At 34.2% G+C, this 25696-nt stretch carries 23 protein-coding genes; 9 read left to right on the top strand and 14 right to left on the bottom strand.

Annotated features, from left to right (window positions below; genetic code table 11):
• Positions 1-38 precede the first annotated feature (38 nt).
• The gene (locus C8C87_RS13505) at positions 39-728 is read left to right on the top strand and encodes a zinc metallopeptidase (protein WP_196852946.1); all 690 of its coding nucleotides are present in this window, start codon (positions 39-41) and stop codon (positions 726-728) included.
• Positions 729-830: 102 nt separating this feature from the next.
• Here the strand turns inward: C8C87_RS13505 and C8C87_RS13500 are convergent, their stop codons facing one another.
• Positions 831-1301 (bottom strand): Lrp/AsnC ligand binding domain-containing protein, encoded by a 471-nt coding sequence (locus tag C8C87_RS13500; RefSeq protein WP_099714208.1) that lies wholly within the window; start codon positions 1299-1301, stop codon positions 831-833.
• A gap of 185 nt (positions 1302-1486) precedes the next feature.
• Entirely contained in the window at positions 1487-2242 is a 756-nt protein-coding gene (locus C8C87_RS13495) for an SDR family NAD(P)-dependent oxidoreductase (RefSeq protein WP_121342945.1), read from the bottom strand.
• A 120-nt stretch (positions 2243-2362) separates the two neighbouring features.
• Here C8C87_RS13495 and C8C87_RS13490 point away from each other — a divergent pair, with 120 nt between their 5' ends.
• Positions 2363-2716, top strand: coding sequence for a helix-turn-helix domain-containing protein (locus C8C87_RS13490; protein ID WP_121342944.1), 354 nt, complete (start codon positions 2363-2365; stop codon positions 2714-2716).
• A gap of 82 nt (positions 2717-2798) precedes the next feature.
• Here the strand turns inward: C8C87_RS13490 and C8C87_RS13485 are convergent, their stop codons facing one another.
• Together C8C87_RS13485 and C8C87_RS13480 are read right to left on the bottom strand one after the other, a co-directional pair.
• Positions 2799-3548, bottom strand: a complete 750-nt coding sequence (locus tag C8C87_RS13485; RefSeq protein WP_099714209.1) for a uroporphyrinogen-III synthase — start codon at positions 3546-3548, stop codon at positions 2799-2801.
• Positions 3549-3560: 12 nt separating this feature from the next.
• Complete coding sequence (locus C8C87_RS13480) at positions 3561-4232, bottom strand: DUF4271 domain-containing protein (protein ID WP_121342943.1); 672 nt, start codon at positions 4230-4232, stop codon at positions 3561-3563.
• Positions 4233-4336: 104 nt separating this feature from the next.
• Between C8C87_RS13480 and C8C87_RS13475 the strand changes: the two genes are divergently transcribed.
• Genes C8C87_RS13475 through C8C87_RS13465 form a run of 3 tightly spaced genes read left to right on the top strand, consistent with a single transcriptional unit; the run spans position 4337 to position 6850 of the window.
• Complete coding sequence (locus C8C87_RS13475; RefSeq protein WP_121343380.1) at positions 4337-5062, top strand: polyprenol monophosphomannose synthase; 726 nt, start codon at positions 4337-4339, stop codon at positions 5060-5062.
• An 11-nt stretch (positions 5063-5073) separates the two neighbouring features.
• Positions 5074-6414, top strand: a complete 1341-nt coding sequence (locus C8C87_RS13470) for a dihydroorotase (RefSeq protein ID WP_099714211.1) — start codon at positions 5074-5076, stop codon at positions 6412-6414.
• 10 nt (positions 6415-6424) lie between these two features.
• Positions 6425-6850, top strand: coding sequence for a DUF4296 domain-containing protein (locus C8C87_RS13465; protein ID WP_121342942.1), 426 nt, complete (start codon positions 6425-6427; stop codon positions 6848-6850).
• A 9-nt stretch (positions 6851-6859) separates the two neighbouring features.
• On the opposite strand, the gene C8C87_RS13460 is transcribed toward C8C87_RS13465, so the two are convergent.
• Positions 6860-7861 (bottom strand): NAD-dependent epimerase/dehydratase family protein, encoded by a 1002-nt coding sequence (locus C8C87_RS13460; protein WP_121342941.1) that lies wholly within the window; start codon positions 7859-7861, stop codon positions 6860-6862.
• 93 nt (positions 7862-7954) lie between these two features.
• On the opposite strand from C8C87_RS13460, the gene tyrS reads away from it, so the two are divergent.
• A complete protein-coding gene (gene tyrS / locus C8C87_RS13455; protein ID WP_121342940.1) occupies positions 7955-9253 on the top strand; it encodes a tyrosine--tRNA ligase in 1299 nt (432 codons plus the stop codon).
• A 59-nt stretch (positions 9254-9312) separates the two neighbouring features.
• Here the strand turns inward: tyrS and C8C87_RS13450 are convergent, their stop codons facing one another.
• The 4 genes from C8C87_RS13450 to C8C87_RS13435 all read right to left on the bottom strand — a co-directional run bounded on the left by C8C87_RS13450 (position 9313) and on the right by C8C87_RS13435 (position 15061).
• Positions 9313-10293, bottom strand: coding sequence for an acyl transferase (locus C8C87_RS13450; RefSeq protein ID WP_121343379.1), 981 nt, complete (start codon positions 10291-10293; stop codon positions 9313-9315).
• Between the two features lie 149 nt (positions 10294-10442).
• Positions 10443-10781 (bottom strand): T9SS type A sorting domain-containing protein, encoded by a 339-nt coding sequence (locus tag C8C87_RS13445; RefSeq protein WP_099714215.1) that lies wholly within the window; start codon positions 10779-10781, stop codon positions 10443-10445.
• 106 nt (positions 10782-10887) lie between these two features.
• Positions 10888-12099: a hypothetical protein gene (locus C8C87_RS13440; RefSeq protein WP_099714216.1), complete on the bottom strand. Its 1212-nt coding sequence runs from the start codon at positions 12097-12099 to the stop codon at positions 10888-10890.
• Between the two features lie 181 nt (positions 12100-12280).
• Positions 12281-15061: a TonB-dependent receptor gene (locus C8C87_RS13435; RefSeq protein ID WP_121342939.1), complete on the bottom strand. Its 2781-nt coding sequence runs from the start codon at positions 15059-15061 to the stop codon at positions 12281-12283.
• Between the two features lie 177 nt (positions 15062-15238).
• Between C8C87_RS13435 and C8C87_RS13430 the strand changes: the two genes are divergently transcribed.
• Both C8C87_RS13430 and C8C87_RS13425 read left to right on the top strand, forming a co-directional pair.
• Positions 15239-15922: a response regulator transcription factor gene (locus C8C87_RS13430; protein ID WP_121342938.1), complete on the top strand. Its 684-nt coding sequence runs from the start codon at positions 15239-15241 to the stop codon at positions 15920-15922.
• Positions 15923-16984: a cell wall metabolism sensor histidine kinase WalK gene (locus tag C8C87_RS13425; protein WP_099714219.1), complete on the top strand. Its 1062-nt coding sequence runs from the start codon at positions 15923-15925 to the stop codon at positions 16982-16984.
• Between the two features lie 74 nt (positions 16985-17058).
• Here the strand turns inward: C8C87_RS13425 and C8C87_RS13420 are convergent, their stop codons facing one another.
• The 5 genes from C8C87_RS13420 to C8C87_RS13400 form a co-directional block, all read right to left on the bottom strand.
• Positions 17059-18126 carry a glycosyltransferase gene (locus tag C8C87_RS13420; protein WP_121342937.1) on the bottom strand — a complete coding sequence of 356 codons (1068 nt, stop codon included), beginning with the start codon at positions 18124-18126 and terminating at the stop codon, positions 17059-17061.
• Between the two features lie 200 nt (positions 18127-18326).
• Positions 18327-18974 (bottom strand): hypothetical protein, encoded by a 648-nt coding sequence (locus C8C87_RS13415; protein WP_121342936.1) that lies wholly within the window; start codon positions 18972-18974, stop codon positions 18327-18329.
• A gap of 92 nt (positions 18975-19066) precedes the next feature.
• Complete coding sequence (locus tag C8C87_RS13410) at positions 19067-22510, bottom strand: hypothetical protein (RefSeq protein ID WP_121342935.1); 3444 nt, start codon at positions 22508-22510, stop codon at positions 19067-19069.
• 192 nt (positions 22511-22702) lie between these two features.
• Positions 22703-23959, bottom strand: a complete 1257-nt coding sequence (locus C8C87_RS13405; RefSeq protein ID WP_121342934.1) for an aspartate kinase — start codon at positions 23957-23959, stop codon at positions 22703-22705.
• A 29-nt stretch (positions 23960-23988) separates the two neighbouring features.
• The gene (locus C8C87_RS13400; RefSeq protein ID WP_121342933.1) at positions 23989-24468 is read right to left on the bottom strand and encodes a GNAT family N-acetyltransferase; all 480 of its coding nucleotides are present in this window, start codon (positions 24466-24468) and stop codon (positions 23989-23991) included.
• 170 nt (positions 24469-24638) lie between these two features.
• On the opposite strand from C8C87_RS13400, the gene fbp reads away from it, so the two are divergent.
• Positions 24639-25658, top strand: a complete 1020-nt coding sequence (fbp, locus tag C8C87_RS13395) for a class 1 fructose-bisphosphatase (RefSeq protein WP_121342932.1) — start codon at positions 24639-24641, stop codon at positions 25656-25658.
• The last annotated feature ends 38 nt before the right edge of the window (positions 25659-25696 follow it).

Raw genomic sequence — 25696 nt, 5'->3', positions numbered from 1 at the left:
TTTTTATAGCTTTAACAATACAATTAAAAAACAAAAATATGGGAATGGGTTATTTGATTCTTGCCGGAGCAATTATGCTTTTCAGCTGGTTAGTTAGTTCAAGACTAAAAAGTAAATTTGAACATTATTCTAAATTACAATTACAAAACGGAATGTCAGGCGCTGAAATCGCTGAGAAAATGCTTGCCGATAATGGAATTCGTGATGTGAGAGTTATCTCTACTCCGGGACGTTTGACGGATCATTATAATCCGGTAGATAAAACCGTGAATCTAAGTGAGGCGGTTTACAACCAACGCAATGCCGCTGCGGCTGCTGTTGCTGCGCACGAATGTGGTCACGCCGTACAACACGCTGTAGGATATCAATGGCTGACGATGCGTTCTAAATTAGTACCAGTGGTGAATGTGGCGTCAACGTACATGCAATGGATTTTGCTTGCCGGAATCTTGATGATGAAAACTTTTCCGCAATTATTATTGGTAGGGATTATCATTTTTGCCGCAACCACTTTGTTTTCGATTGTTACTTTACCGGTCGAATATGATGCAAGTAATCGTGCATTGGCTTGGTTAGAAAACAAAAGAATGCTGACGCAACAAGAACAAGCGGGAGCGAAAGATTCTCTTAAATGGGCTGCCAGAACGTATGTCGTGGCTGCTTTGGGATCTATCGCAACGCTGTTGTATTACGTTTCCATTTATATGGGCGGAAGCAGAAGAGATTAGATTATTAGAAAACTAGATCTTTAGAGAATTATAGAAAAAGCCGTCTTGTTATCTTAACGAGACGGCTTTTTTGTGTTCATATAAATCTAACAATCTAACAATCTATAGTTGTATCTGCCTATCGATTTGCTGGTCTAAGGAAATGAAGGTTTCTGTTCTGGAAACGCCTTCTATCGCTTGGATTTTGGTGTTGAGTAAATGCATTAAATGTTCGTTATCCCGACAAATAATTTTGATTAGAATCGACCAGTTTCCTGTGGTGTAATGGCATTCCAATACTTCAGGTATTTTCTTTAAATCCCTTACGGCTTCTGGATTTCGGGCGGCTTTGTCCAAATAGATTCCAACAAAAGCCATTGTATTATAACCCAGAATTTTATTGTTTACCGTAAATTTTGATCCCGAAATAACGCCGGATTGCTCCAGTTTTCGCAAACGTTGGTGAATTGCCGCTCCTGAAATTCCTATTTTATTGGCGATTTGAAGAATTGGTTTTCGGGCATCTTCCATCAGGTCGCGTAAAATCTCTTTATCGATACCGTCAATTTCTACTATTAGGGAATTGATTTTCATGAGTTGTTGTTTTAAACTAAAATGTGAAATTTAGTTTGAATTGGAAATCAAATTTAAGTAAAAAACGATTAGTAAAAAGCATACTAAGTTGTTTTTATAATTTTTGCCATAAAAAAAAGCCATTCTGATTGCGAATGGCTTTTTGATTTTAATATGAAGTGATAAATCTAATGAACTATGGATTTTTACAATCCGTAAAGACCACCAGTAACAGTGATTTTTTCTCCAGTAATCCAACCTGAATCGTCAGAAGCAAGGAAAACAGCAACCTTTGCTATATCATCAGGATGACCGATACGGCCAAGTGGCGTTTTTTCAATGATAGACTTTTCTAATTCACTACCTGTAATTCCTGCAGTTCTTGTGCCTTCGGTTTCAACACCGCCAGGAAGTATAGAATTGATTCGAATGTTTCTGCCGCTAAACTCTTTTGATAAAGAAACGGTAATGGCATCTAATGCCGCTTTAGTAGCTGAATATTCAGACATCATTGCTAAAGGCGTGTTGCTGACTCCAGAACTAATATTGATTATTACTCCTCCAACATTTCCAAACATTTTAACAGCTTCCTTAATGGTTAAAAGTGATCCTAACACATTAACATTGAAAAGTTTGTGAAACGACTCTTCCGTGACATCTTGTATTAGTGCTGCGGGATAAATACCTGCATTATTTACTAAAATGTCCAAAGTACCAAAAGCATTCTTAGTTTCTTCAAAAATTCTAACTACATCAGATACTTTTGATACATCACCTTGAACAGCAATTGCATTTCCTCCATTATCAATTATGGTTTGAACAACTTGTTCCGCATCTTCTTTATTTGAAGAATAGTTTACGACAACTTTTGCACCTTCTGTTGCAAAATATTTTGCAATTGAAGCTCCTATTCCTTTAGAAGCACCTGTAACAACTGCAACCTTGTTTTTTAATTTACTCATAGTGTATTTTATTAATTATGAAGCAAAGCTATAACACTCTAATTTATTTTAGTAACTTCGTTTCTAAAAGTTACAATCACATTGGAGTAACAGAGTAACATTAAGGTAACAAGAAACAATATGAAATGTAGCGAATACAATACAGACGAGCATAAGAGAGAAATGATGGCAGTCCAAGATTCAATGGATGTGTTAAGTGGCAAATGGAAAATATCTATAATTTCTTCCATCTGTTATTACAACAAAAGAAGATTTTCAGATATTTTAAATGACATCAATGGTATTTCTAACAAAATGTTGAGTAAAGAACTAAAAGAGTTGGAAATAAATAAATTGATCAAAAGAACAGTTTTGGACACACAACCAATAACGGTTCGATATGAACTTACTGAACACGGAAAAACATTACAAACTATAATAAGAAACCTAACGGACTGGGGAATTGAGCACCGAAAGAAAATTATTAGTGAATAACTACTGATATAGTACTGTTTTAAAATTAAAAAGCCATTCGGATTGCGAATGGCTTTTTGATTTTATTTTGAAAAGTAATTTTTTATTTTCCTTTATTAGCTTCAATAATGTATTTTTCCAAAGCCATTGTCATCGAAGGTGTTGCTGGTGTTGGTGCAAGAATATCGACTCTTAATCCATGATCCAACGCTTCTTTTTGAGTAGTGCTTCCAAAAACTGCAATTCGAGTATTGTTTTGCTCGAAATCTGGGAAATTCATAAACAATGATTTTATTCCGGTTGGGCTAAAGAAAGCCAAAACATCATAATATACATCGGCTAAATCAGATAAATCACTCATTACCGTTCTGTAAAAAACAGCTGGAGTCCAGTCTACTTTTAATGCGTTTAGCGTTATTGGCGCATCGGCATTCAATTGGTCTGAAGCAGGCAATAAGAATTTTTCGTCTTTGTATTTTTTTATCAGCGGAGATAAATCAGCAAAATCTTTTGGTCCAACGTAGATTTTACGTTTTCTATACACTACGTATTTTTGCAGGTAAAAAGCAATAGCTTCTGATTGGCAGAAATATTTTAATCCTTCTGGAACTTTATAACGCATTTCATCAGCCACTCTGAAAAAATGATCTACGGCATTTTTACTCGTTAAAATAATTGCTGTGTAATGATTAAGATCGATTTTTTGAAGTCTAATCTCTTTTGCATTAACTCCTTCTACATGAATAAAAGGTCTGAAATCAATTTTTACTTTATGCTTTTGTTGAAGTTCAAAGTAAGGGGAATTCTCCACTTTAGGCTCAGGCTGTGACACCAAAATTGTTTTCACTTTCATATTTAACGGTTTCTAAGCACTCCCTTTTGTAAACCAATAATACATAAAATAATAGGGTGCTATTTCAAGAGCGCAAAGATATAAAATAAAATAAAACAACTTACCGAATATTATATTTTGATAATTTTTTATTGAAATCAAATAAGTTAAAATATTCATTATCAATATTATAGCAATAATTAGCAATGGAATATTTCTTGAAAATGAGTCGTAATAAAACAAAATAATATTCAACGGCAGTATGATTAGTCCAATATAGGTTCTATAAGTCACCTTTTGGAGGTTAAATTGCTCCATAAATTCTTCAATATTGAAGGATGTTGCTATTATTTTCTCAATCAAATATTTAGATAAAACAAAGAAAGTTAGGAAAGTAAAAATTTGAATGTAAAGGATCCAATCTGTCTTTGAAGCATGACCAAAATAGCTTAGCGAAATTTGGATAAAGAAAGCAAGTGAAATGACTTGGACAAAAAACAAGGAAATGGTAAAACCGCTTTTTAGGTGGCTGCTGTCTCTGTACACTTTGTTGTATTTGTTGGAAAAAATTAAATTAGCAAAATCACCAAATCTGTTTTCGAAAACAGATTTTGTAACAGCAATAATAGCAAATGACAGAACAAAAAGCACGGTTGCCCAGTCTTTGCTCTCAGTTATTCTTGGATGAAGTATATTTTCGATCATAACGCTGCAAAATTACTAATTTTTATATCATTCTTTTTATTATAATTTTATTAAGGATGAAATGGCATAAAAAGTTTACTTTTGCGGTGAAATTAGTCAAAAATATGAATGATTGTATTGTTATAATTCCTACCTATAACGAAATTGAAAATATAGAAAGCATTATTCGATCGGTGTTTTCGCAGCATAAATCTTTTCATGTTCTTATTATTGATGATAATTCACCGGATCATACTGCTGATAAGGTTGTTTTACTTCAGTCTGAATTTGGAGGGAGATTGTTTTTGGAAAAAAGAGAAAAAAAATCGGGTCTGGGAACGGCTTATGTTCATGGATTTAGATGGGCATTAGCGCATCAATATGATTTCATTTTTGAAATGGATGCTGATTTCTCCCATAATCCAAATGATTTAGAGAAATTATACAATGCGTGTCATTTTGGCGATGCTGATTTAGCGATTGGTTCGCGTTATGTTACCGGAGTAAATGTGGTAAACTGGCCGTTGAGCCGTGTATTGATGTCCTATTTTGCATCGGTTTATGTACGAATGATTACCGGAATGAAAATTCATGATGCCACTGCAGGTTTTGTTTGTTACAAAAGAAGAGTGCTCGAAGAGATTAATTTAGATAAAATAAAATTTGTTGGATATGCTTTTCAAATTGAAATGAAATACAGAACGTATTGTAAAAAATTTCAAATTGCTGAGGTTCCCATCATTTTTACCGATAGAACAAAAGGGCAATCCAAAATGAGTAATTCGATAATTATTGAAGCCGTTTTTGGAGTTATTGCACTTAGATTAAAAAGATTAGTCAACACATTATAAGAAAAAGCAGGATGAATAGGGTTTTAATTAAGAATGCCAAAATAGTAAATGAAGGGGTGATTTTTGAGGGCGATGTATTAATTGAAAATGACTTAATTGTTGAGATTTCAGAAAGTATTAGTGCAAAATCCTCTCAATGTAAAATTATTGATGCCGAAGGGAATTATTTGATTCCGGGTGCAATTGATGATCAAGTGCATTTTAGAGAACCAGGACTTACGCACAAAGGAGACATCGAATCAGAATCCAGAGCGGCGGTTGCAGGAGGAATTACTTCTTATATCGAGCAACCCAACACGGTTCCTAATGCGGTTACCCAAGAAATATTAGAGCAAAAATACGAGTTGGCTGCCGAAAAATCGTATGCGAATTATTCTTTTATGATGGGCGCAACCAACGATAACTTGGAAGAAGTTTTAAAAACAAATCCAAAGAATGTTGCCGGAATAAAAATATTTTTAGGTTCCTCAACAGGGAATATGTTGGTGGATAATGAAGCTACTTTAGAGAAAATATTTTCGAGTACACCCATGCTTATTGCGGTACATTGTGAAGATGAAGCCACTATCAAAAATAATTTAGAGAAATACAAAGCAGAGTTTGGAGAGGACGTTCCCGTTACGGTTCATCACCTTATCCGAAGCGAGGAAGCGTGTTATATTTCGTCTTCCAAAGCGGTTGCGCTGGCTAAAAAAACAGGGGCTCGCTTGCATATTTTCCATCTTTCGACCGCCAAAGAAATGGATTTGTTTACAAACAAAATTCCTTTGGAAGATAAGAAAATCACTGCCGAAGTTTGCGTGCATCATTTATGGTTTACCAATGATGATTATGCTACTAAAGGCAATCTTATAAAATGGAATCCAGCTGTAAAAACGGCGAATGACAGAAAAGCGCTTTGGGAAGCATTACTGGATGACAGAATTGATGTGGTTGCAACGGATCACGCGCCACATACTTTAGAAGAAAAAAAACAATCGTATTTGAATGCGCCTTCCGGTGGGCCATTAGTGCAACATGCTGTTGTAGCTATGTTTGAAGCGCATCACCAAGGAAAAATAAGCATTGAAAAAATTGTGGAGAAAATGTGCCACAATCCGGCGAAAATTTTCAAAATAGAAAAACGTGGTTTTATCAAAGAAGGCTACTATGCGGATTTGGTAATTGTAAATTCAGGCTTGCCTTGGAGCGTAAAAAAAGAAAATATTTTGGCTAAATGTGGTTGGTCTCCATTTGAAGGGTTTACTTTTAAGTCTAGAATTACCCATACTTTTGTAAACGGGCAATTGGTTTATACCGCTTTTAAAGTAAAAGATATTCGTGCAGGAAAACGTTTATTATTTGATAGATAAAATTTCATAAATGAGAAAAATCATAACATTTTTAACGATTGTAACACTGTTTGTAAGCTGTAAAGAAGAAGTGGTGAACAAGCCGGAACGACTTATAGAGAAAGACGTTATGGTGGATATTATGTATGATTTATCTATTTTGGAAGCCATAAGAAATCAAAATCCGGCGTCTTTGGATACCTTTAAAATAAATTCGAGAGACTATATTTTTAAAAAATATAAAATTGACAGTGTTCAATTTGCTAAAAGCAATGTTTATTATGCCTCTGATTATAATGAATACAAGAGCATGTTTGAACAAATCAGAAAGCGATTGGAGGCAAATACTAAGAGTGTAGATTCTTTGGTCAAATTGAAAAAAAAGAAAAAGAATCCTATTGTTGACAAAAAGCAAAAACAAGCTGCAATCAGCAGAGATACTACAAAATTAGACTAAGAAAAGAACTTATAGATTAGAGATTTCTTTGATGTATTGGTGGATATTTATAAAATCAGTTTTCAAGGTATCTTTAATCTTTTGGTTCGAAAATATAGTTGTCGAGTACGAAGCTTTAGCAGTTGTTTGAGAGAGTTTTCTCTTTTGTTGCAACACATTCGAAACAAACCAATCCAATCTCCAAAGCATTTCCATAAAAAAGGGTTTTGCGTGAATTTCAGGTTTTTTAACACCCAATGCATCAGCCATAGAATTCAGAATGTCACGGAAAACACTATTTTCGGCAATCAAGGTGAAGCGTTCATTCTTAATTTCGCTTTGCATTAATTGATGTGCTATCCGAATAACATCAGTAACGGCAACAAATCCTGTTGAGCCCAGCGTGTAAAATTTTAATCCGTTTTTTACTTTCGTAAAAAGTTGTCCACTTCCTTGCTCTCTAAAACCGGGGCCAAGAATAACGCCTGGATTTACAATTATTACCGATAATCCTTCTTGTTGCCCACGCCAAATTTCCATTTCGGCACCATATTTAGAAATGGCATAATCATTATGTGGTTTTTCTGGATTCCATTCGGTTTCTTCCGTGATGAATTTTTCATGAGGCAGTAAATCGCCCAAAGTAGCAATAGAACTTACAAAACACAGTTTTTTTATTCCAAAAGCAATGCAGAAATTCACAATATTCGCGGTGCCTTCAATGTTTGTTTTTCGCAATGCATCTTCATCTTTTGGGTCAAAAGAAATTAAAGCGGCACAATGATACACGGTGTCAATATTTTGAAAGGCAATTTCTAACGAAGGAACTTCGGTAATATCTGCGGGAATCCATTCAATTTGGTCGAACAACGATTCCTTTTTATAGGTAGCGAATAGGGACTTAGTTTTCTCCATCGAAGCGATACTTCGATAAATAGCGCGTACTTTTTCACTCCCGATACTTTGGGATTCAATTAAATGAAGTAATAAATGTGCGCCTACTAAACCGGTTCCTCCTGTGACTAAAATCATTTTGTAAAGATAATTAGATTGTTCGATTTTTAGACCGATAGATTTTCAAATTATGCAATTAAAGCTATCTTTGTGAAAATTGATTTTTATAAAATGAAAAATATTATTTCCGAATTACAATGGCGCGGTCTAGTTCACGACATTATGCCTGGAACTGAAGAGCAACTTCTAAAAGAAATGACAACGACTTATATAGGATTTGATCCAACATCGGATTCCTTACATATTGGAAGTTTAGTGCCTATAATACTTTTGGTTCACTTGAAAAATTTTGGACATAAGCCTATCGCATTAGTTGGTGGAGCTACAGGAATGATTGGTGATCCATCTGGGAAATCGGATGAGAGAAATCTCTTGGATGAAGCGACTTTGAATCATAATGTAGAGGGAATAAAAAGTGTTTTATCTCGTTTTTTAGATTTTAATTCGAATGAAATAAATGCGCCAGTTCTGGTAAATAATTACGATTGGATGAAGAATTTGTCATTCATTAATTTTGCTCGTGATGTGGGTAAACGAATCACCGTGAATTACATGATGGCCAAAGATTCTGTAAAGAAAAGATTGTCCGGTGAAGGCGAAGGAATGTCTTTTACGGAATTTACGTACCAATTAATTCAGGGGTATGATTTTTACCATTTGCACAAAGAATACAATTGTTTGTTGCAAATGGGAGGTTCTGACCAATGGGGGAATATTACAACAGGAACTGAGTTAGTTCGTCGTATGAATGTAGGTGAAGATGCAAAAGCATACGCAATGACTTGTCCTTTGATAACAAAAGCGGATGGTTCTAAATTTGGAAAATCCGAAGGAGGAAATGTTTGGTTAACCGCTGATAAAACTTCGGTTTATAAATTTTACCAGTTTTGGTTGAATACGACCGATGTTGATGCAGAAAAATACATTAAGATTTTTACTTTCTTAGATGCGGCAACAATAGATGCGTTAATAGAAGAGCATAAAACGGCTCCACATTTAAGAGCTTTACAAAGAAAATTGGCCGAAGAGCTTACGGTTTTTGTTCATTCAAAAGAAGATTTAGAAAATGCGATAAAAGCATCAAATATTTTGTTTGGGAATTCTACTTCAGATGATTTGAAACAACTAGACGAAACAACTTTCTTAGATGTTTTTGATGGTGTTCCTCAAGCGGAAATCAGCAGAACCGAAATCGAAGCAGGAATTGATATCGTTACTGTTTTGAATGAAAAAACAGGTTTTATGAAATCGAATGGTGAAGCAAGACGCGCTTTGACGGCTAATTCTATTTCAGTGAATAAAGAAAAAGTTGCTGAGGATTTTGTGCTTTCAACAAAAGATTTAATCAACAATCAATTTGTATTGTTGCAAAGTGGAAAGAAAAATTATTTTGTGGTGAGAGTGGTGTAATAGCTTATTTGTTTATTCGTTGATTTGGTTAACCGAATCAACAAATTACCAAATAAACTTTAAAGAACCATCAAGTTACAACCTCTAATATCAGAATTATCAAAACGTCCCAATACCTCGAAAGAGTTGTTGGGATTTTTTTTGCCCAAATCCTGCGTAGCAATAAACGAACAAGAATTAATGTTGGCCAAATCAATCACGTTGATTCCGCCTGTTTTTCCGTCTTGAATATAGGTCAAAGCATCTTCGGTGTCGCGAACGAGGATTTGTATCCAAGAAGGGCATTCAAATACGCCGTTTCCTAAAGAATAGGCTTGCGAAAGCAATTCGGTCATTCCATATTCAGAATGTATGGCAGAAACGCCAAATCCTTTGCACAATTGTTCGTGTAATTCTTCGCGAATCATTTCTTTACGTTTGCCTTTCATACCGCCGGTTTCCATGATAATGGTATGCTGCAGTTGAAACTCATGTTTTTCAATTAAATCTAATAAAGCAAAAGTAACACCAATCAGAATGACATTTTGACCGGCTTGGTCTAAAGCTATGAGTTTGGCAATCAGTTCGTCATGATTGTGCAGGTAAAAACCACTATCAGGATGATTGGACAGTTCAATTAAATCCTTGACCATGTAAATTAAGGAAGAACCTTCTCGTTCTAGATAGGATGGAAGCAAGGCTAAAACGACATAATCTTCGATATTGCCATAGAATTCTGAAAATCCTTTGCGGTAGCTTTCTTCATATAAGGTAACATCGGTAACCAGATGTTTGCTGGTAATCATTCCGGTTGTTCCGCTGCTGGTAAAGGTTTCCTGAATTGGATTGGTATTGGAAACCACTTCATGACTCTTAAAGAACTGAATCGGTAAAAAGGGAATCTGCTGTAATGACTTTACTTTATGAGGATCTGTTTTTAAAAAATTGCAAAATTCTTGATAGACCAAGTTGTTTTCGTATTGGAAACGAAACACTTTCAAGGCGATTTTCTCAAACTGTTTTTGACTGGAAATAGCAAATATATCGGAGGATGTAATCAAGAATTTTTTTTGCAAAAGTAATCAAAAATTTTAAGGCAAGCTCATTTACAAAAGTGCAATAGTCTGTTTTTGGAATCTCTTATATTAGAATTCTGTATAAAAAAAAGCCCCAATAGGAATTGGAGCTTTTGTATTTAAATGTTGAGGTATTATCTTATAATTAGTTTTCTGGTCGCAGATGCCTCTTTTTCATTAATCTTTATGATGTAAACACCGGAAGTTAGATTAGAGACATTGAGCTCTCTGGAACTAAGCATTGTTTGAAGCACTTTTTTTCCTAAAACATCAAAGATAATGATTTCTTTATCTAAGTCATTTTTTGAAGTAATGTAGACTTTTCCATTACTCACAGGGTTCGGGTACAAGTTTAAACCTTCGATAACGGCGGTTTCTTGTGTTTTTGGTTGTTGCTTAGTTTCCTGAGCATTAGTGCTCATAGAAAATAAAAAAACCAATAAAAGGGTAGTATAAAAGTAGTTTTTTGCCATCGGATTAGATTGAATAGTAAATATACAAAAAATAATTCAAAAAGCGTACCAAAAAAAAACATCCTGAAAACTCAGGATGTTTGATATAAATATATGCGGGTGTTTTTTATAAATTCGATAGTAAATTAACACCATCTACAATAGCCCATGCTCCAGGAGTCAATACTGCTCCAGATGCTGTTGTGCTTGTTGTGAAGTTTGCAGGTAAGAATGAAACTGTAAAAGCTGCACCAGCGCCCCATTGAGCTGTATTAGTGTCTGAAATTTTTACATTTAACATTTTTATTTTACCAGTAAGAACTTGATTCGTGTTTGTAGCAGCATCTTGTATTCTAACGGCAACCGCATTTACTGTTGTAGTTCCTGAAACTGCAGTATTTGTGTATCCTGAAATTACTACATTAGAATATTCTCCGTTTCCTTCTTTTTTGAATTGGATTGCATCTATTTCAAGTGGGTTACCAGCCTCAGTTGCAGTACCAGCAGCTCTTCTTAAAGTAATGTTAGATACTTTTGGAAAGAAAGTATTGTTCACACTTTTTGCTTCGATTTCCATTCCAAAATTTCCAGCTCCAGTTTGATAAGCATACCAGTTAGTATTTGCTTGACCTTGCCATCCATCTTGCCAGTCAAAAGAATCATCTGTGTTTCCGTAAGAAATAAGGTTTTTAGCACTTACAGTTCCTCCGTAAAATTCAAAACCGTCATCAGCTCCTTTGTAAGCAACAAGATTTTCTAATACTGTTCCAGAACCTACTGAATAGAATGAGAAACCATTCATCTCAGAATTTCCGTCAAGGATTTTTTTACCTGCATATTCTACTCGTACATATTTCAAAGAACCACCATTATGAGCAGCATTTGTACCACCATAAACTATATTTGTTCCGTCTTCAGAAGTTGCAGTTGTAATAGCACTTCCGTCAGCTGCTTTTGCAGAAACGATAGGAGCATCACCAAACATGATTATACCTCCCCAAGAACCTGCAGTTTTAGATTTTTCAGTAAATACAACAGGTTCTGCTGCAGTTCCTGAAATATTTAATTTTCCGCCTTTTTCTACTAATAATGCATCTGTACCGTCAGCTACATCAGCAGTAATTACTGAACCAGCTTCAAAAGTTAATGTAACATCGCTTTTTACTCTTACTGTACCTTTAATAGTATAAACACCTTTTGTATACGTTTTTGTAGCTGTGATATCTCCTGTGATTTCACCCGTTGCAGTTGGTGGAGTTGTTACTACATCGTCATCACTTGAAGTACAACTTGTAAAAACCAAGCTCAATAATGCAAGACTGAATACTAATTTTTTCATTTTTAATGATTTTAAAATTATAAGTTTTTTTGTTAATTATTTATTTCAAAAGTACTTCCGAGCTTCTGAAATTTAGTTATGTAATTGTTATTAAAGTATTATATAACAATGAATTTGATGTAAAGTTTATGTTACTTACGTAAACAAAAAAAGAGCTATTAAAGCTCTTTTTTTGTTGTTTTTAAAACGTGTATCCTATGTTAAAGGAGAACCCGACACCTTTTTTGAATTCTCTTAAAATTAGTGAGTCTTCTGTAATGTTTAAAGTGCTTTTGCTTCCCAACTCTTTTTTATAACTTGGATTTAAGATGTTGTCTACTCCAAATTTAAGTTCGATACTTTTTGAAATTGAGTTAGTCCAAACAAAATCTAATTTACTGAAAGATTTCTCGTAGATATGATCAATTCCTGAAGAACCTACAGCGAAAATACGGTCTCCATAAACATTATATACTAAGGTCATAGAGTTTTTCCAATCTTTATTAAGGATGAAGTCATACTTTAAATCAGAATTGATTAACCAGTTTGAAGCACCTTGCAGCTTACGATTTGTGCTGTTTTCTAATTCATTCCCTTGTTTCTTAATGTCAATTTTAACATCAGTACTCATCAATGACGTATTGAAACCTAAAGAGAAATTAGAAAGAGATTTGCTGATTCTGCTCAATTGGAAAAGCATTTCTATTTCGGCACCATAAATAACTGCTTGCTCTGAGTTTTTGAAAGTTGTGATTTGTCCACCGCTATTTGCAGTTGGTTTGAAAACTCTTTCAATTGGATCGTTGATCATCTTTCCAAATACTCCTACAGCAAATAATTCTTTATTGTTAGGAAACAATTCGTATTTGAAATCAACATTATAGTTTTCACTGTCTTTCAAATCTGGGTTTCCACTTTCTGAAGTTCCATCGGCATTGATATAATTTATTGGTAACAACTCCATCGCAACTGGACGAGTTATTGTTTTTGCCAATGACACTCTCAAATTACTGTTTTCATTCAAAATACGTTTCGCATTTATAGATGGTAAGATATCAAGTTTGTCATCTGTCTTTTTGCGGTAAGCGCTTCCAAAAGGATCACCTTGTTGTCTGTATTTTATGGTACGAGTAGAACTTTCACCTCTAATACCAGCATTCAAATCCCATTTTTCTCCAAGATTCATGAACAAATTGAAGTAACCTGCATTAACAAACTGATTCAATTTTACTTTATAATCTCCGTTAGATTCTTCCTGAACATAAACAATTCCGTTGTTGATATCTTCGTTGATGTTTTGGCTTATAGTACTTAAATCAGCAGTATAGTTTTTCTCCAAATTTCTTCTTCCTGAGAAGAAACGGTAAGAAGATTCCATGTCGTTCAGCGAACTGTTGTATCCAATAGATAATTTATTAGAATCTTCCTTGTCTCCAAATTTTAAATTATATTCTAAAAGTGAAGAGTAATAGAAGTTTCCTTTTACATCAAGAAATTGACGGTTCAAGTTATTACCACCATAAGACATATTTATTTGGCTATTACTTACTTTTACACCAGTGATAAATTTTCTGTCAGGTTGTTGAAAAGAAGTTTTCACATAAGAACCTCCAGCTTTTATGCTGTGTTTTCCGTCTTCGGTTAATTTATAATCACCGTACAATTGTGAGTTCCAATAGTTAGATTCTTCGTATTGATTTAATCTAATAAGGTTGTTTGTCTGATTTGCCAAACTGTTTGTGTAACCTACTTGGTCTTGAATTTTGCTTTCAGTCGCTTTAATCAAGAACGTATTGAAGCTTAAATTAAAACGATCTGTCTTGTACTTCAATCCTGCTAAACCAGAAAAAGTAGTTTGGTAGCTGTATTGCGTATTGTATAAATTATTGTCGTAGTTCCCTTGTCCAAGATTGAAAGTTCTGTCAACACCTTCTCTGTATGAGTATTTGTTGTCAAAGTTGAAGGACATGATATAACTAATGTTTCTTTCGTTTTTAAGATTGAATTTTTGAGCATGTAAAAATCCAATACTAGAATTCAAAGGACTTTTTGTATTGTTAACATCCCATGATTTTTTACCAAATCCATTTTCGTATTCAGCAGGAGAAAGTTTTTGTCCACTTGGAACTGATCCAAAAATACCAGGAAGTGCTCTGTCATTACCAATCAGTCCTAAAGTTCCCTTTGTAGAATTTGCATCATCAGAAAGTAAAAAGTCTTGAAGATTATTGTTAGTCGTATATCCAAAACCAATATTCAATTTAGTGATGTTTTTTGGTTGAGGTGTTTCGATATTAACGGTTGCTCCGGCAAAATCTCCAGAAATGTTAGTATTGAAAGTTTTGTAGATGTTTAATACTCCCACAACATCAGTAGGAAATAAATCTAATGGAATGATTTTTTTGAAAGGACTGTTTGATGGTGATTGTAAATCGTTTATCAATAAGTTATTGTAACGGTCTTCTAGTCCCCTGATGAATAAACCTCTTCCGTCAACTTTAGTGATTCCGGTAATTTTTGTCAAACCTTCCTCAACATCGCTAACTCCTTTACGAGCCATTTCTTGGGCACCGATACTTTGTTTAATTACGACCGCTTGTTTTTGGTCTAATAAAAGAGCTGTTTCCTTTTCTCTACTTGCTGTGTTTCTTACAACAACATCTTTCAGGGTATAGCTACCAGAACCTAGTGCTCTGTTAATAGTTACTGTTTCATCAGCAACCACTGTCACAGGAATTTCTACAGATTCATACCCTACAAAACTAAGTTGTAAAGTATAGCTTCCAGGTAGTATAGTTATGGTATATTTACCATCAATATCAGTATTAGTTCCTATATTTGTTCCTTTAATAAGAACGTTAGCAAAAGGTAAAGACTGATTATTAGCATCTTTGTCTGTTAAGATTCCAGAAATCGTTCCTTTATTCTGTGAAAAAGAAATAACTGTTATTAATAACGTGAAAAATAGTAACTTGAATTTCATTTGGTTTTAATTTTTTTGCAAAGTAACGCCTGAAATGTAAAATGTAAGTTACTGGCTTGTTATGGTTATGTTTTGTTTTGGGTCCTAAAATCACCCCAATATTAAATTATGGTTAACACCATTTGAATATCCCATTTATTATTACATTTACAATTCAAAAACAATTTTTGGCGCTTTATGAAGAAGAAAAACACGAAGATTTTATTAGTAGATGATGAACCGGATATCCTGGAAATAGTAGGGTATAACCTCTCTCAAGAGGGGTATCAAATCGTTACGGCAGCAAATGGTAGAGAGGCAATAGCGAAAGCTAAAAAAGAAATGCCAGACCTTATTATAATGGATGTAATGATGCCGGAAATGGATGGAATGGAAGCTTGCGAAAACATTAGAAAGATTCCTGAACTCAGTAATGTAATCATCACTTTTTTGACAGCCAGAAGTGAAGACTATTCTCAAGTTGCAGGTTTTGATGCCGGTGCAGATGATTACATCACAAAGCCTATTAAACCTAAATTATTAGTCAGTAAAGTAAAAGCATTATTACGCCGATTAAAAGAAAAGGAGCAAAACAGCGAAACACTTAACGTAGGCGGAATCGAAATAAATCGCGAAGAATATAAAATCGTTAAGGATAATGTTGAAATTGCATTGCCTAGAAAAGAGTTTGAATTATTCTACCTGCTTGCTTCAAAACCTGGAAAAGTATTCAAACGTGACGAGATTCTCGACAAAGTTTGGGGAAATGAAGTAGTTGTTGGTGGAAGAACAATTGATGTTCACATCAGAAAACTAAGAGAGAAAATAGGAGAAGAATTGTTTAAAACAATAAAAGGAGTAGGCTATAAGTTTGAAGTGTAAATGACAATAAATTTTAAAAAAACATATCGTTTTGCGGTAAAGTCAGCGCTTTACATCACTCTTTTTTCTACAGGATTAGTTGGTTTCCTCACGTATTTATTTTTCACTTTCTCGTATCGCTTTTGTTTAATTTTTGCCATTGCGATTGCTGCATTTTCATTTTTGGTCATACAGTATCGAGTTGAGCGATTTATCTATAAAAAAGTTAAAAAAATATATGATGACGTTTCTTTATTAGAGTCAAGTACTTTTAGAAACCAGCCCATTACAACAGATATGGCGACGCTTACACGCGAAGTGAAAAAGTTTGCCACCGATAAAAAGTTAGAAATCGAAACTTTAAAAGTTCGTGAAGAATATAGAAGAGAGTTTCTTGGGAATGTTTCTCATGAACTCAAGACGCCTTTGTTTATGGTTCAAGGATATTTGTCAACCTTGCTCGACGGAGCCATGAGCGATAAAACAATCCGAAAAAAATATTTAGAACGCGCCGAAAAAGGAGTAGAACGATTGATTTATATCGTACAAGATTTAGACATGATTTCTAAACTGGAAATTGGAGATTTGAACTTGGAAATTGCCGAATTTGACATTGTGAAATTAGTTCAAAATGTCTTTGATTTGCTCGAAATGAAAGCTTCAAAGAAAGATATCCTGTTGATGTTTGACATGAAATACAACAAACCGGTCATGGTGGTTGGGGATCAGGAAAAAATACAACAAGTAGTGATGAATCTTGTTGTAAACTCAATCAAATACGGAAAAGTAAAAGGTTCTACCGAGGTAAGTATTGAAGATTTGACAGATGAAAAAGTCATTGTTCGAATCACGGATAACGGAGAAGGAATAGAGAAAAAAAATATCCCAAGACTTTTTGAGCGTTTTTACAGAGTTGATAAGAGTGGAGCAAGAACCGAAGGCGGTTCAGGTTTAGGTTTATCTATTGTAAAACATATTATTGAAGCGCATGATGAGAAAATTTATGTAGACAGTACGTATGGCGTGGGTTCTGAATTTTCTTTTACACTTGAAAAAACAAAAACAAGTAAGAAAACAACATAAAACCTACGATTAATAACATTAAAAAAACCGATTCTTGTGAATCGGTTTTTTTATTTCTATGTATCAAAGGTTGATTATTTTTGAAAAACTTGGAACAAATTTGCCCATTCAATTTTAGAGTCTAATCGAGGCAATCCTTTATATTCCTCAATCTCTAGAATATTTTCCATTCTAAAATCATCTTGCGTTGCATAAGGAACCAGACCTTCTTTCTTCAATTTTTTGGCTAAATATTCTTGTTCATATTGCCCGGGTGTTGGAATAAAAAAAGCTTTTTTTCTCAGTTGAGCTAAATCCATGATTGTAGTATAACCCGAACGGCAAAGAACCATTTCACTTTCGTTAAAAGCCTGCTCCAGTTCAGTTGAATTCATGAAGTTGTAATAGGTGACATTTCCAATTATTCTTGTTTTTTGCTCCTTTTCTATATTTCCTTCAATAAAAATTGCATTACCGCTATAGTTAATAATTTCTTCTTTTAAATGTTTTTCTAACATGCCACGTTGAGGTTCAGGACCAGAGAGAATTACTAGTAAATCATATTTTTTTGGTAACAATTTCTTTTGGAGTCTGCTCAAAGGACCAATGTATTTTGTTTTGAGATTTGGATTGTCAACATGACCTAGTTTGCCGGTTAAATTTGGAGTACCTGATAGATCGGGAACCCAGCATTCCGTATATTTTTTTATAATTGATTGATGAATTTTACTGGTTATCCAAGTGGTATTTCCAGTCATCACATTCAATTGATGGGTAATAAATACAGAGGGTACTTTTTTGCTGAAAACACCTAATCTGTTGTCTGAAATAATGCCGTCGATTGCATGTTTTTCAATCCAATTTTGAATTATTTTTTTTTCTTCCAGAATGGCTCTAATCATTTTTGGGCCATTCTTTATTAGTTTCCATTTAAAATTGGCGCCATTTTTAGCATATTCAATTTGATAGGATGGGAGTTCCAAAGTTTGTACGCTGGGAAACTCTTTTCGGAGTAATTCAAGAGCAATACCATCAGAGGCAATTATGGGAATATAGTTGTTCTCTTGTAAAGCTCTAATAATTGGAATGCAACGGGTGGCATGACCTAAACCCCAGTTTAAAGGCGCAATCAAAATAGTTTTAGGGGCGGTTTTTATATCCATTTCTAATTGTATCAAATGTTTTTTATAGTTGAAAGATACATAAGTTAAGCCCTTTTTTGTATTTGCAAAATATTACTAAACTATTAAATTATCCAATTATTGAATACTATTTCAGATTGTTTTTCTCTTTTTTTTAGACTAAAATAAAGAAAGGCTATCTTTTTACAGACAGCCTTTCCGATATGTTTTCTATAAAAAAATTATTCTTGTATGTAGGTTTTATTTCCGTTTGAGTTAATGTAATACTTTCCGCCACGAGGACCAGTATATACTTTTTTACCATTGTACTCACCTGTTATTTTGTCGGCTACTTTAGGTGCTTTTTCATTGGTTTCCTTGATTTTTTTTACTGATTTGCTGCTTGTAGCTTTTTCTTTTATCGCAGTTTTAGCCGTCGCTGCTTTATCTTTGGCAGTTTCTGCTTTTTTTGTAGCTGTTTTTTTAGATGCTGTTGCTTTTTCTTTAGCTATGGCAGCTTTATCTTTTGCGGTTTCGGCTTTATCTTTGACTACTTTATCTTTAGCAGCTTCCGCTTTGTCTTTTGCTATTTTTTTAGAAGTAGCAGCTTTATCTTTTGCAGTTTCGGCTTTGTCTTTTGTTGTTTTTTCTTTAGCTGTAGTTGCTTTGTCTTTGGCAGCTTCTGCTTTGTCTTTAGCTGTTTTTTTAGCCGTGGCTGCTTTTTCTTTGGCTATAGCCGCTTTATCTTTAGCCGCTTCCGCTTTTTCTTTTTTGGCTTTAGCCAATTTTTCAGTTTTAGCTTTTGCTGCTTTCTTTTCGGCTGCAGTTTCTTGTGCTTGCAAGTTTGCTGACAAAATAATTACAAAACATAACAACAGTAATTTTTTCATAATAATTTGATTTTAAATTTTATATAATAAAAATAATAAAAAATAATCATAGTTTATAAATTCAATCAATGAAATTATTCCAAATTCCAGTATTAAAAATAAGCTCTCAATTGAACATTTCCGGTATGAATGGTTTGGCTTGATTCGCTTTTTCGCCCTTGATAATTGAAATTAATGTCTAAAAATTGTGTGATGTTTTTTTGTAAAAGCAATCTCCAAGTGAGGTTCTGTCCAGTCTGTAATCCTTCCAGCATTTGAAATCCAACCGAAGAAAATTCATTTCCTTCAAATTTATTTTGGTAAAAAGAGACTTCGCCATTCAGCGTTATTTTTTTATCGCTGGCGTAGGAAAAGGAAGTTCCAAAACGGTTTTGTAACAACGTTTCGAAAACTCCAATTTGGTTTTCTTTGCTTTGCAATTCATAAAAGAGATCCCAGCTGGTGTTTTTAGAGAATAAATAACTAATTTTTGGTGCCAATTGATATCCGTTTATGTCATAATTTTTTTCTGGGAAATTCTCGGATTGAATAGTTGTCTGGATTGTTTTGGCAAAAAAACCAAACAGCCAACTTTTTTTGTACAAATGTCCATACTGCAATTGATGCGAACTGTTGGTGGCTTCTTGTGAACCTATCGATAACAAGTTTTTTGTTTTATTCTGAAGATAAGAATAGGTAACCGAATGGTTTTGTTTTCCCCGATTGTAAAACAAGCTATTCCTCAAGCTGGAATTCAATCCGAGGACATTTTCATTAGAACCGCTAAACGGGTTTAATTCAAAATTGTCTCCGTCACTTCTCGTTTTCCGGTCAATTATAAATGCGGTTTGATTATAGAAATAGGAAAGTAATTTTTTTAATCCTTTTTCATTTTGCCATTGATTCGGGTTTAAGGTCACGGATTGGGAGAATTTATTTTGATGTGTTTTTATATAGATCCGATTGGGCAAAAACACTCTGATGAATTTTGCCTGATCGATAAACGGAGCGACTTCAAACTCCTGCAATTCCTGAATTCCATTCCCGTTATAATCATTCCAGGTATATACACCCTGACCTGCGGAAACTTCCAGATACGTAAATTCCTGTTGCGGAATGGTTCCTGAATTCGTTTCATAAACGGTTGTGCTTTGGATTAACTGATTGAAAAAACGATCCGTGTACACTATTCTGGAATTTAATGTAGGTTCTTTTTTTCTCGTTGCATCCACAAAATCCAAGATTCTATAATTGGCATAAATAGATAAATCACTTCTGTTGGTTTGTATCAATTTAGATTTTAACATGAAAGTCTGGGAGGAATTTACCCGCTGCAGCAGCCTCCCGACACTTTGGGATTGAAGGCTGTCATTGGTTCTTCTTAAATAGCCCAACTCTACAAAAACTTTTGTGCTGTCGCCACGACCGGTAAAAAAACCATACTCCGTAAATTTTTGGCTTAGAACCGAAAACTGATTTGTTGCTTTGTCTTTTTCTTGATTGTCTTCTAAACGCAAGCTGGAGCCAACCCAATTTTTATCGAAATGAAAACGCATTTGAGATTGGTTTCTTAAAAATTTCGATGATAAAACACTGCCATCACTTTTTAGGAAACTGCCTTGGTTTTGAAAAGTCCATTTTTTTATTCGAAACAAACCATTTAAAATATGTCTGCTACCCGAAAAATTTTCAGAGAAATCCAGTTTTTCAAACTGATACAACAACAGTCCTCTAGTAGTAGATTTTGGTTCTGGATTTAAGTCCAATTGCAAACCGGAAACCAATAAACTTTGATTTCCAATGGCAGCGGTTCCTAAATTCCAGTCTCGGTCAAATTCTATATTGTACAGTCGTTCCACGGATCTGAAATCTTTTTGTATAAATTGATAATTCGCAAAAGCATCAACCTGCCATTTTTTTGAAAAAAGCCTTTGCTTGGCATTGATTTTTCCGGCCAAGCCTTGATTATTGCGGTCATCAATGGATGAAAATAAATTTTGATCATTGTTGCTCAGGCCAATTTCAAAATCGACAGCCGTTTTTTCGCTGGGTTTGTATTTTCCCAAAAAGGTGGCAACTTGAATTTTTGTTGGCGCAATAAGCTGAATTATGGGTTCATAATTTCCTTGAGGAATACCGTTTATGGGTTCAATATATTCATAAACTCGCGTAATGGTAGCCGAATTTGTCACGATATAATTCCCATTATTTGCTCCGACCAAAGTGAAACGAACATTGAATAATTCCTGTTGAGCATCATTTGAATATTCGAAAATTTCAATGGCATTAACTATAGTTTTTCGATACAGTACTTTGTTTTCGGAATAGGAATCAGCGTAGGCAGAAGGCGCCGTCATTAAATCAGGATTGTCTCCGGAATTGACTAATATCTGGGCTTGTTCTTGTGATAAATTTTGTTGTAGCGGTTGATTTTTCAAGTCGTTTTCCGAATATAAATAGCCTCCAAAACTCCATTTTTCATTTTCATGCGTGGCACCGGCATACGTTACAAAACGGGTGTAATTCCTGTCGGAGTATTGATATTCTATGGCGATTCGCATTTCGGAAGTGATGGTAAAAAGTGGCGTAAATACAATTTCACCGGCATTGTAATCTATCGTATAATCATTGTTCTCGCCTCGTTTCAGTAAAATACCATTTACATAAACCCGCTCTGAGCCCGAAACCACCAGAACATACAATTCTCCGTTTTGTCCCTTTAATTTGTACGGACCTTGATTGCCTTCCTGTCCCACAAAATTACTTTTGGCATATTGCCCTCGAACTAATGCTGCTGATGCAAATACATTCGTTCTGTTTTCTTCGGTTCCAAAGTTGAAATTAGTAGACAGTCCCTGTACTTTTTTATTGAAATTCAAGAATTGGGTTTTCTTGTTTTCCAGAAAAATATCTCCTGCTCGAATGTTCCATTGGTCACTGAATAATTCCATGAAAACATTATCAAACTGATCCAGTTTTTGAGAATAGCCGCCATCCTGCAATGGAATATTACTGTCTTGAATGGAAGCTCTTAAACTTACTTTTTCGGAAATTTTACCAGTAATTTGTAAATCTAAATTAGAATTCAAAACAGCATTTTGATTGTTTCCTATAGTAATGCCACGGGTAATGCTTCCGGAAGTATTCAAACCGTCAAAAGGCACGTTTTTCTTTAGGTTTTTTGCTTCAATTTTATATAAATTTCCATTGCCGGCTTCATTACTGACCACTCTGCTGGGGTCGTAAATGCGGTATTCCTGGGTTAGTATTTCTGGGAATTTAAGATACTGTACTGTAAGTGAATCGGAGGTAAAAGAACTGTTTTCCTTTAAAATCAGAGTTCCCTTTTTGAAATTTATTTTAAATAAAGTACTGTCGATAGGCTTGCCATTGGCGTCAAGCAATTTGAAAAAACTGGAATTGATACTTTCTTTTTCAATATAAATTGTGTCGCGGGAAAGAAGGATTTTTTTGGTTTTGTACAGCGAATTAATTTCCTGAGCATGGAGCCCAGAAAAACAGCCTATTACAATCCAAAAAAGTAATTTTTTCAACATAAATACTATAACTCGAAAGTACCAAAAGTAGTATTTATAATTCGATAATTAGAAAATGTGCCAATCAGAAAATTGATGAATAGACAAATCGACATATTCTGGTTTAGAGTGCTTGATTTTATGCTTTGGAATAACAAAAAATGGGAATCAAAATTAAATTTCGATTCCCATTTTAATACTGTTGAAACAGTTTTAAACTTCTTTAGTGATCACTTGCATGGTTTCACGGCTGACTTGTTTCAATAAAACGACTTTATTTTCTTCTACAGTTTGTGCTGCCTTGTCATTGAAATGTCGGATTGTATATAAGGTTACATTTTCGTCAAATTCAACTTTGAATTTTTTAGATAAAATGGCATTCAGCGCTTTAAAATTATCAAATTTATCTTCCACACATACAGAGAAACTAATGGCAGAATTCTGAATTAAGTTTACTTTTATTTTGAATTGGTGAAACAACGCAAAAATCTCACTGATGTTTTCTTCCATGATGAAAGAGAAATCTATTGATGAAAGAGAAATTAAAAGTTGGTTTCTTTTGACAATAAAACAAGGTAAATACGGTTCTAAATCGACACCTTTAGAAACACTTGTCCCTTTTAATAATGGGTTTATAAATGATTTTACATACAAAGGGATTTCCTTTTTTTGTAAAGGCTGCAGTGTTTTTGGGTGAATAACCGTTGCGCCGTAAAAAGCTAATTCAATGGCTTCGCGATACGAAATTTGATTTAATAAACTTGCGTTTTCAAAATATCTTGGGTCGGCATTCATTACTCCGGGAACATCTTTCCAGATGGTTACGCTTTCGGCATTTAGGCAATAGGCAAAAATCGCAGCAGTATAATCTGAACCTTCACGACCTAGAGTAGTAGTGAAATTATTCTCATCAGAACCTAAGAAACCTTGTGTAATATTTAAGATTTTTCGTTTTACGTTCTTGGCAATGTTCTTCTGTGTCAATTCCCAATCTACTTCTGCATCTCTATAATTAGCGTCTGTTTTTATGAAATTACGAACATCCAGCCATTGCGTTTTTATTCCCATGAAATTCATGAAATGACTAAGAATAGTTGTCGAAATTAATTCGCCATAACTTACAATTTGGTCGTAAACAAAATTATAATTAGGAGATTTATTATGTGTCAAGAAATATTCTAAATCAGCAAATTGAGTATTTACAGCAGCAAAAACTTCGTTTTTGTCATCTTCAAATAAATCCATCAAAATTTGATTGTGGTATTTTTTTACTTCTTGGACTGATGAATTTAACTCAGCCGATTTGTCGAAATAGTTTTTTATGACAATTTCCAATGCATTCGTCGTTTTTCCCATTGCAGAAACAACTAACAATACATCTTCGTAACCCACTTTTTGTAAAACGTCATATACGTTTTTAATTCCTGCGGCATCTTTTACAGAAGCTCCTCCAAATTTGAATACTCTCATACTTTTAAACAAAAATTGTTCTTTATACTTTATTTCAATTTATTCTCTACAAAATGGTTGATTCCTATTTCATCCATTTGCACTACATACCAATCTTTTAACACTTTTGCACCTGATTTTTCGTAAAATTCAATAGCAGGAGCGTTCCAGTCCAGAACATTCCATTCCACTCTTCGAACATTATCTCTTTTACCCTGTTTTATAATTTCAGAATATAAAGCATATCCAAGTCCGGTTCCACGCATTTTGTCTTTTACCACTAAATCTTCTAAATGAATTGTTTTTCCTTTCCAAGTTGAAAAGCGGTAATACCATAATGCGATACCCACAATTTCTGACTCCACTTCGGCAACAAAAACATGAAATAAAGGAACAGGTCCAAAACCATCGCGAATTAAATCGGCAACAGTTACAAGAACAGCATCTGGCTCCTTTTCAAAATCGGCTAATTCTTGAATAAGGCCTAAAACAGCCTGCATGTCTTCAGGTTTTCCTTTTCTAATATTCATAAATTTTTATTTTAATGATTCAAAAATGCAATAAAATAGCATTTTTACGTACTAATTTTGTGTTTTATTCAGCAAATATACAATACTGTCAAAGTAAATAAATAGTATTCAAATTGTTTTCACAAAAAAAACGATATTTGTGACTTCAAAATAACTACATCGATTTCGTAATGGAAGAACGCAACAAAACACTAGGAGAATTTATCATTGAAAACCAAAATGCTTTTCAATATTCGTCAGGCGAATTATCCCGAATCATTAACTCCATCCGATTGGCTGCCAAAGTAGTCAATTATAAAGTAAACAAAGCAGGATTAGTTGATATTGTTGGGGCTGCCGGAGAACAAAACATACAAGGTGAAGATCAGCAAAAACTCGACGTTTATGCCAATGAAATTTTCATTCAAACTTTAATCAATCGTGAAATTGTTTGTGGTATTGCCTCTGAAGAGAATGATGATTTTATCACCGTAGAAGGAAGTGACAACAGCCATAATAACAAATATGTGGTTTTAATGGATCCGCTTGACGGCTCATCAAATATTGATGTGAATGTTTCCGTAGGGACTATATTTTCGGTTTATAGAAGAGTTACTCCAATAGGAACTCCAGTTACCATAGAAGATTTTTTACAGCCGGGAATCAATCAGGTTGCGGCAGGTTATGTTATTTACGGAACATCGACGATGTTGGTTTACACTACTGGACATGGAGTAAACGGATTTACATTGAATCCGGCCATTGGAACTTTTTATTTATCGCATCCAAAAATGCAATTCCCAACAGACGGTCATATTTATTCCATCAACGAAGGGAATTATGTTCATTTTCCGCAGGGAGTAAAAGATTATATAAAATATTGCCAGTTAGAAGAAGGTGACAGACCATATACTTCAAGATATATAGGAAGTTTGGTTTCTGATATTCATAGAAATATGATTAAAGGCGGAATTTATTTGTATCCTACAAGTTCCAAAGCACCAAATGGGAAATTACGTTTGCTTTACGAATGCAATCCGTTAGCTTTTATTGCTGAACAAGCCGGAGGAAAAGCTTCAGACGGATTTAATAGAATCATGGAAATTGAACCAACAGAATTACATGAAAGGGTCCCGTTCTTTTGCGGAAGCTACAACATGGTAGAAAAAGCAGAAGAATTTATGCATAAAGCTAAATTAAGCAAATACTAAAATGCATGTTTAATAAAAAAAGCTCCCAGATTTCTGGG

This window comes from Flavobacterium sp. 120, from assembly GCF_003633605.1.
Classification (GTDB): Bacteria; Bacteroidota; Bacteroidia; order Flavobacteriales; family Flavobacteriaceae; genus Flavobacterium; species Flavobacterium algoritolerans.
Note: the sequence above shows the minus strand (reverse complement) of the source record. Positions and strands in the feature narration are given on the sequence as shown.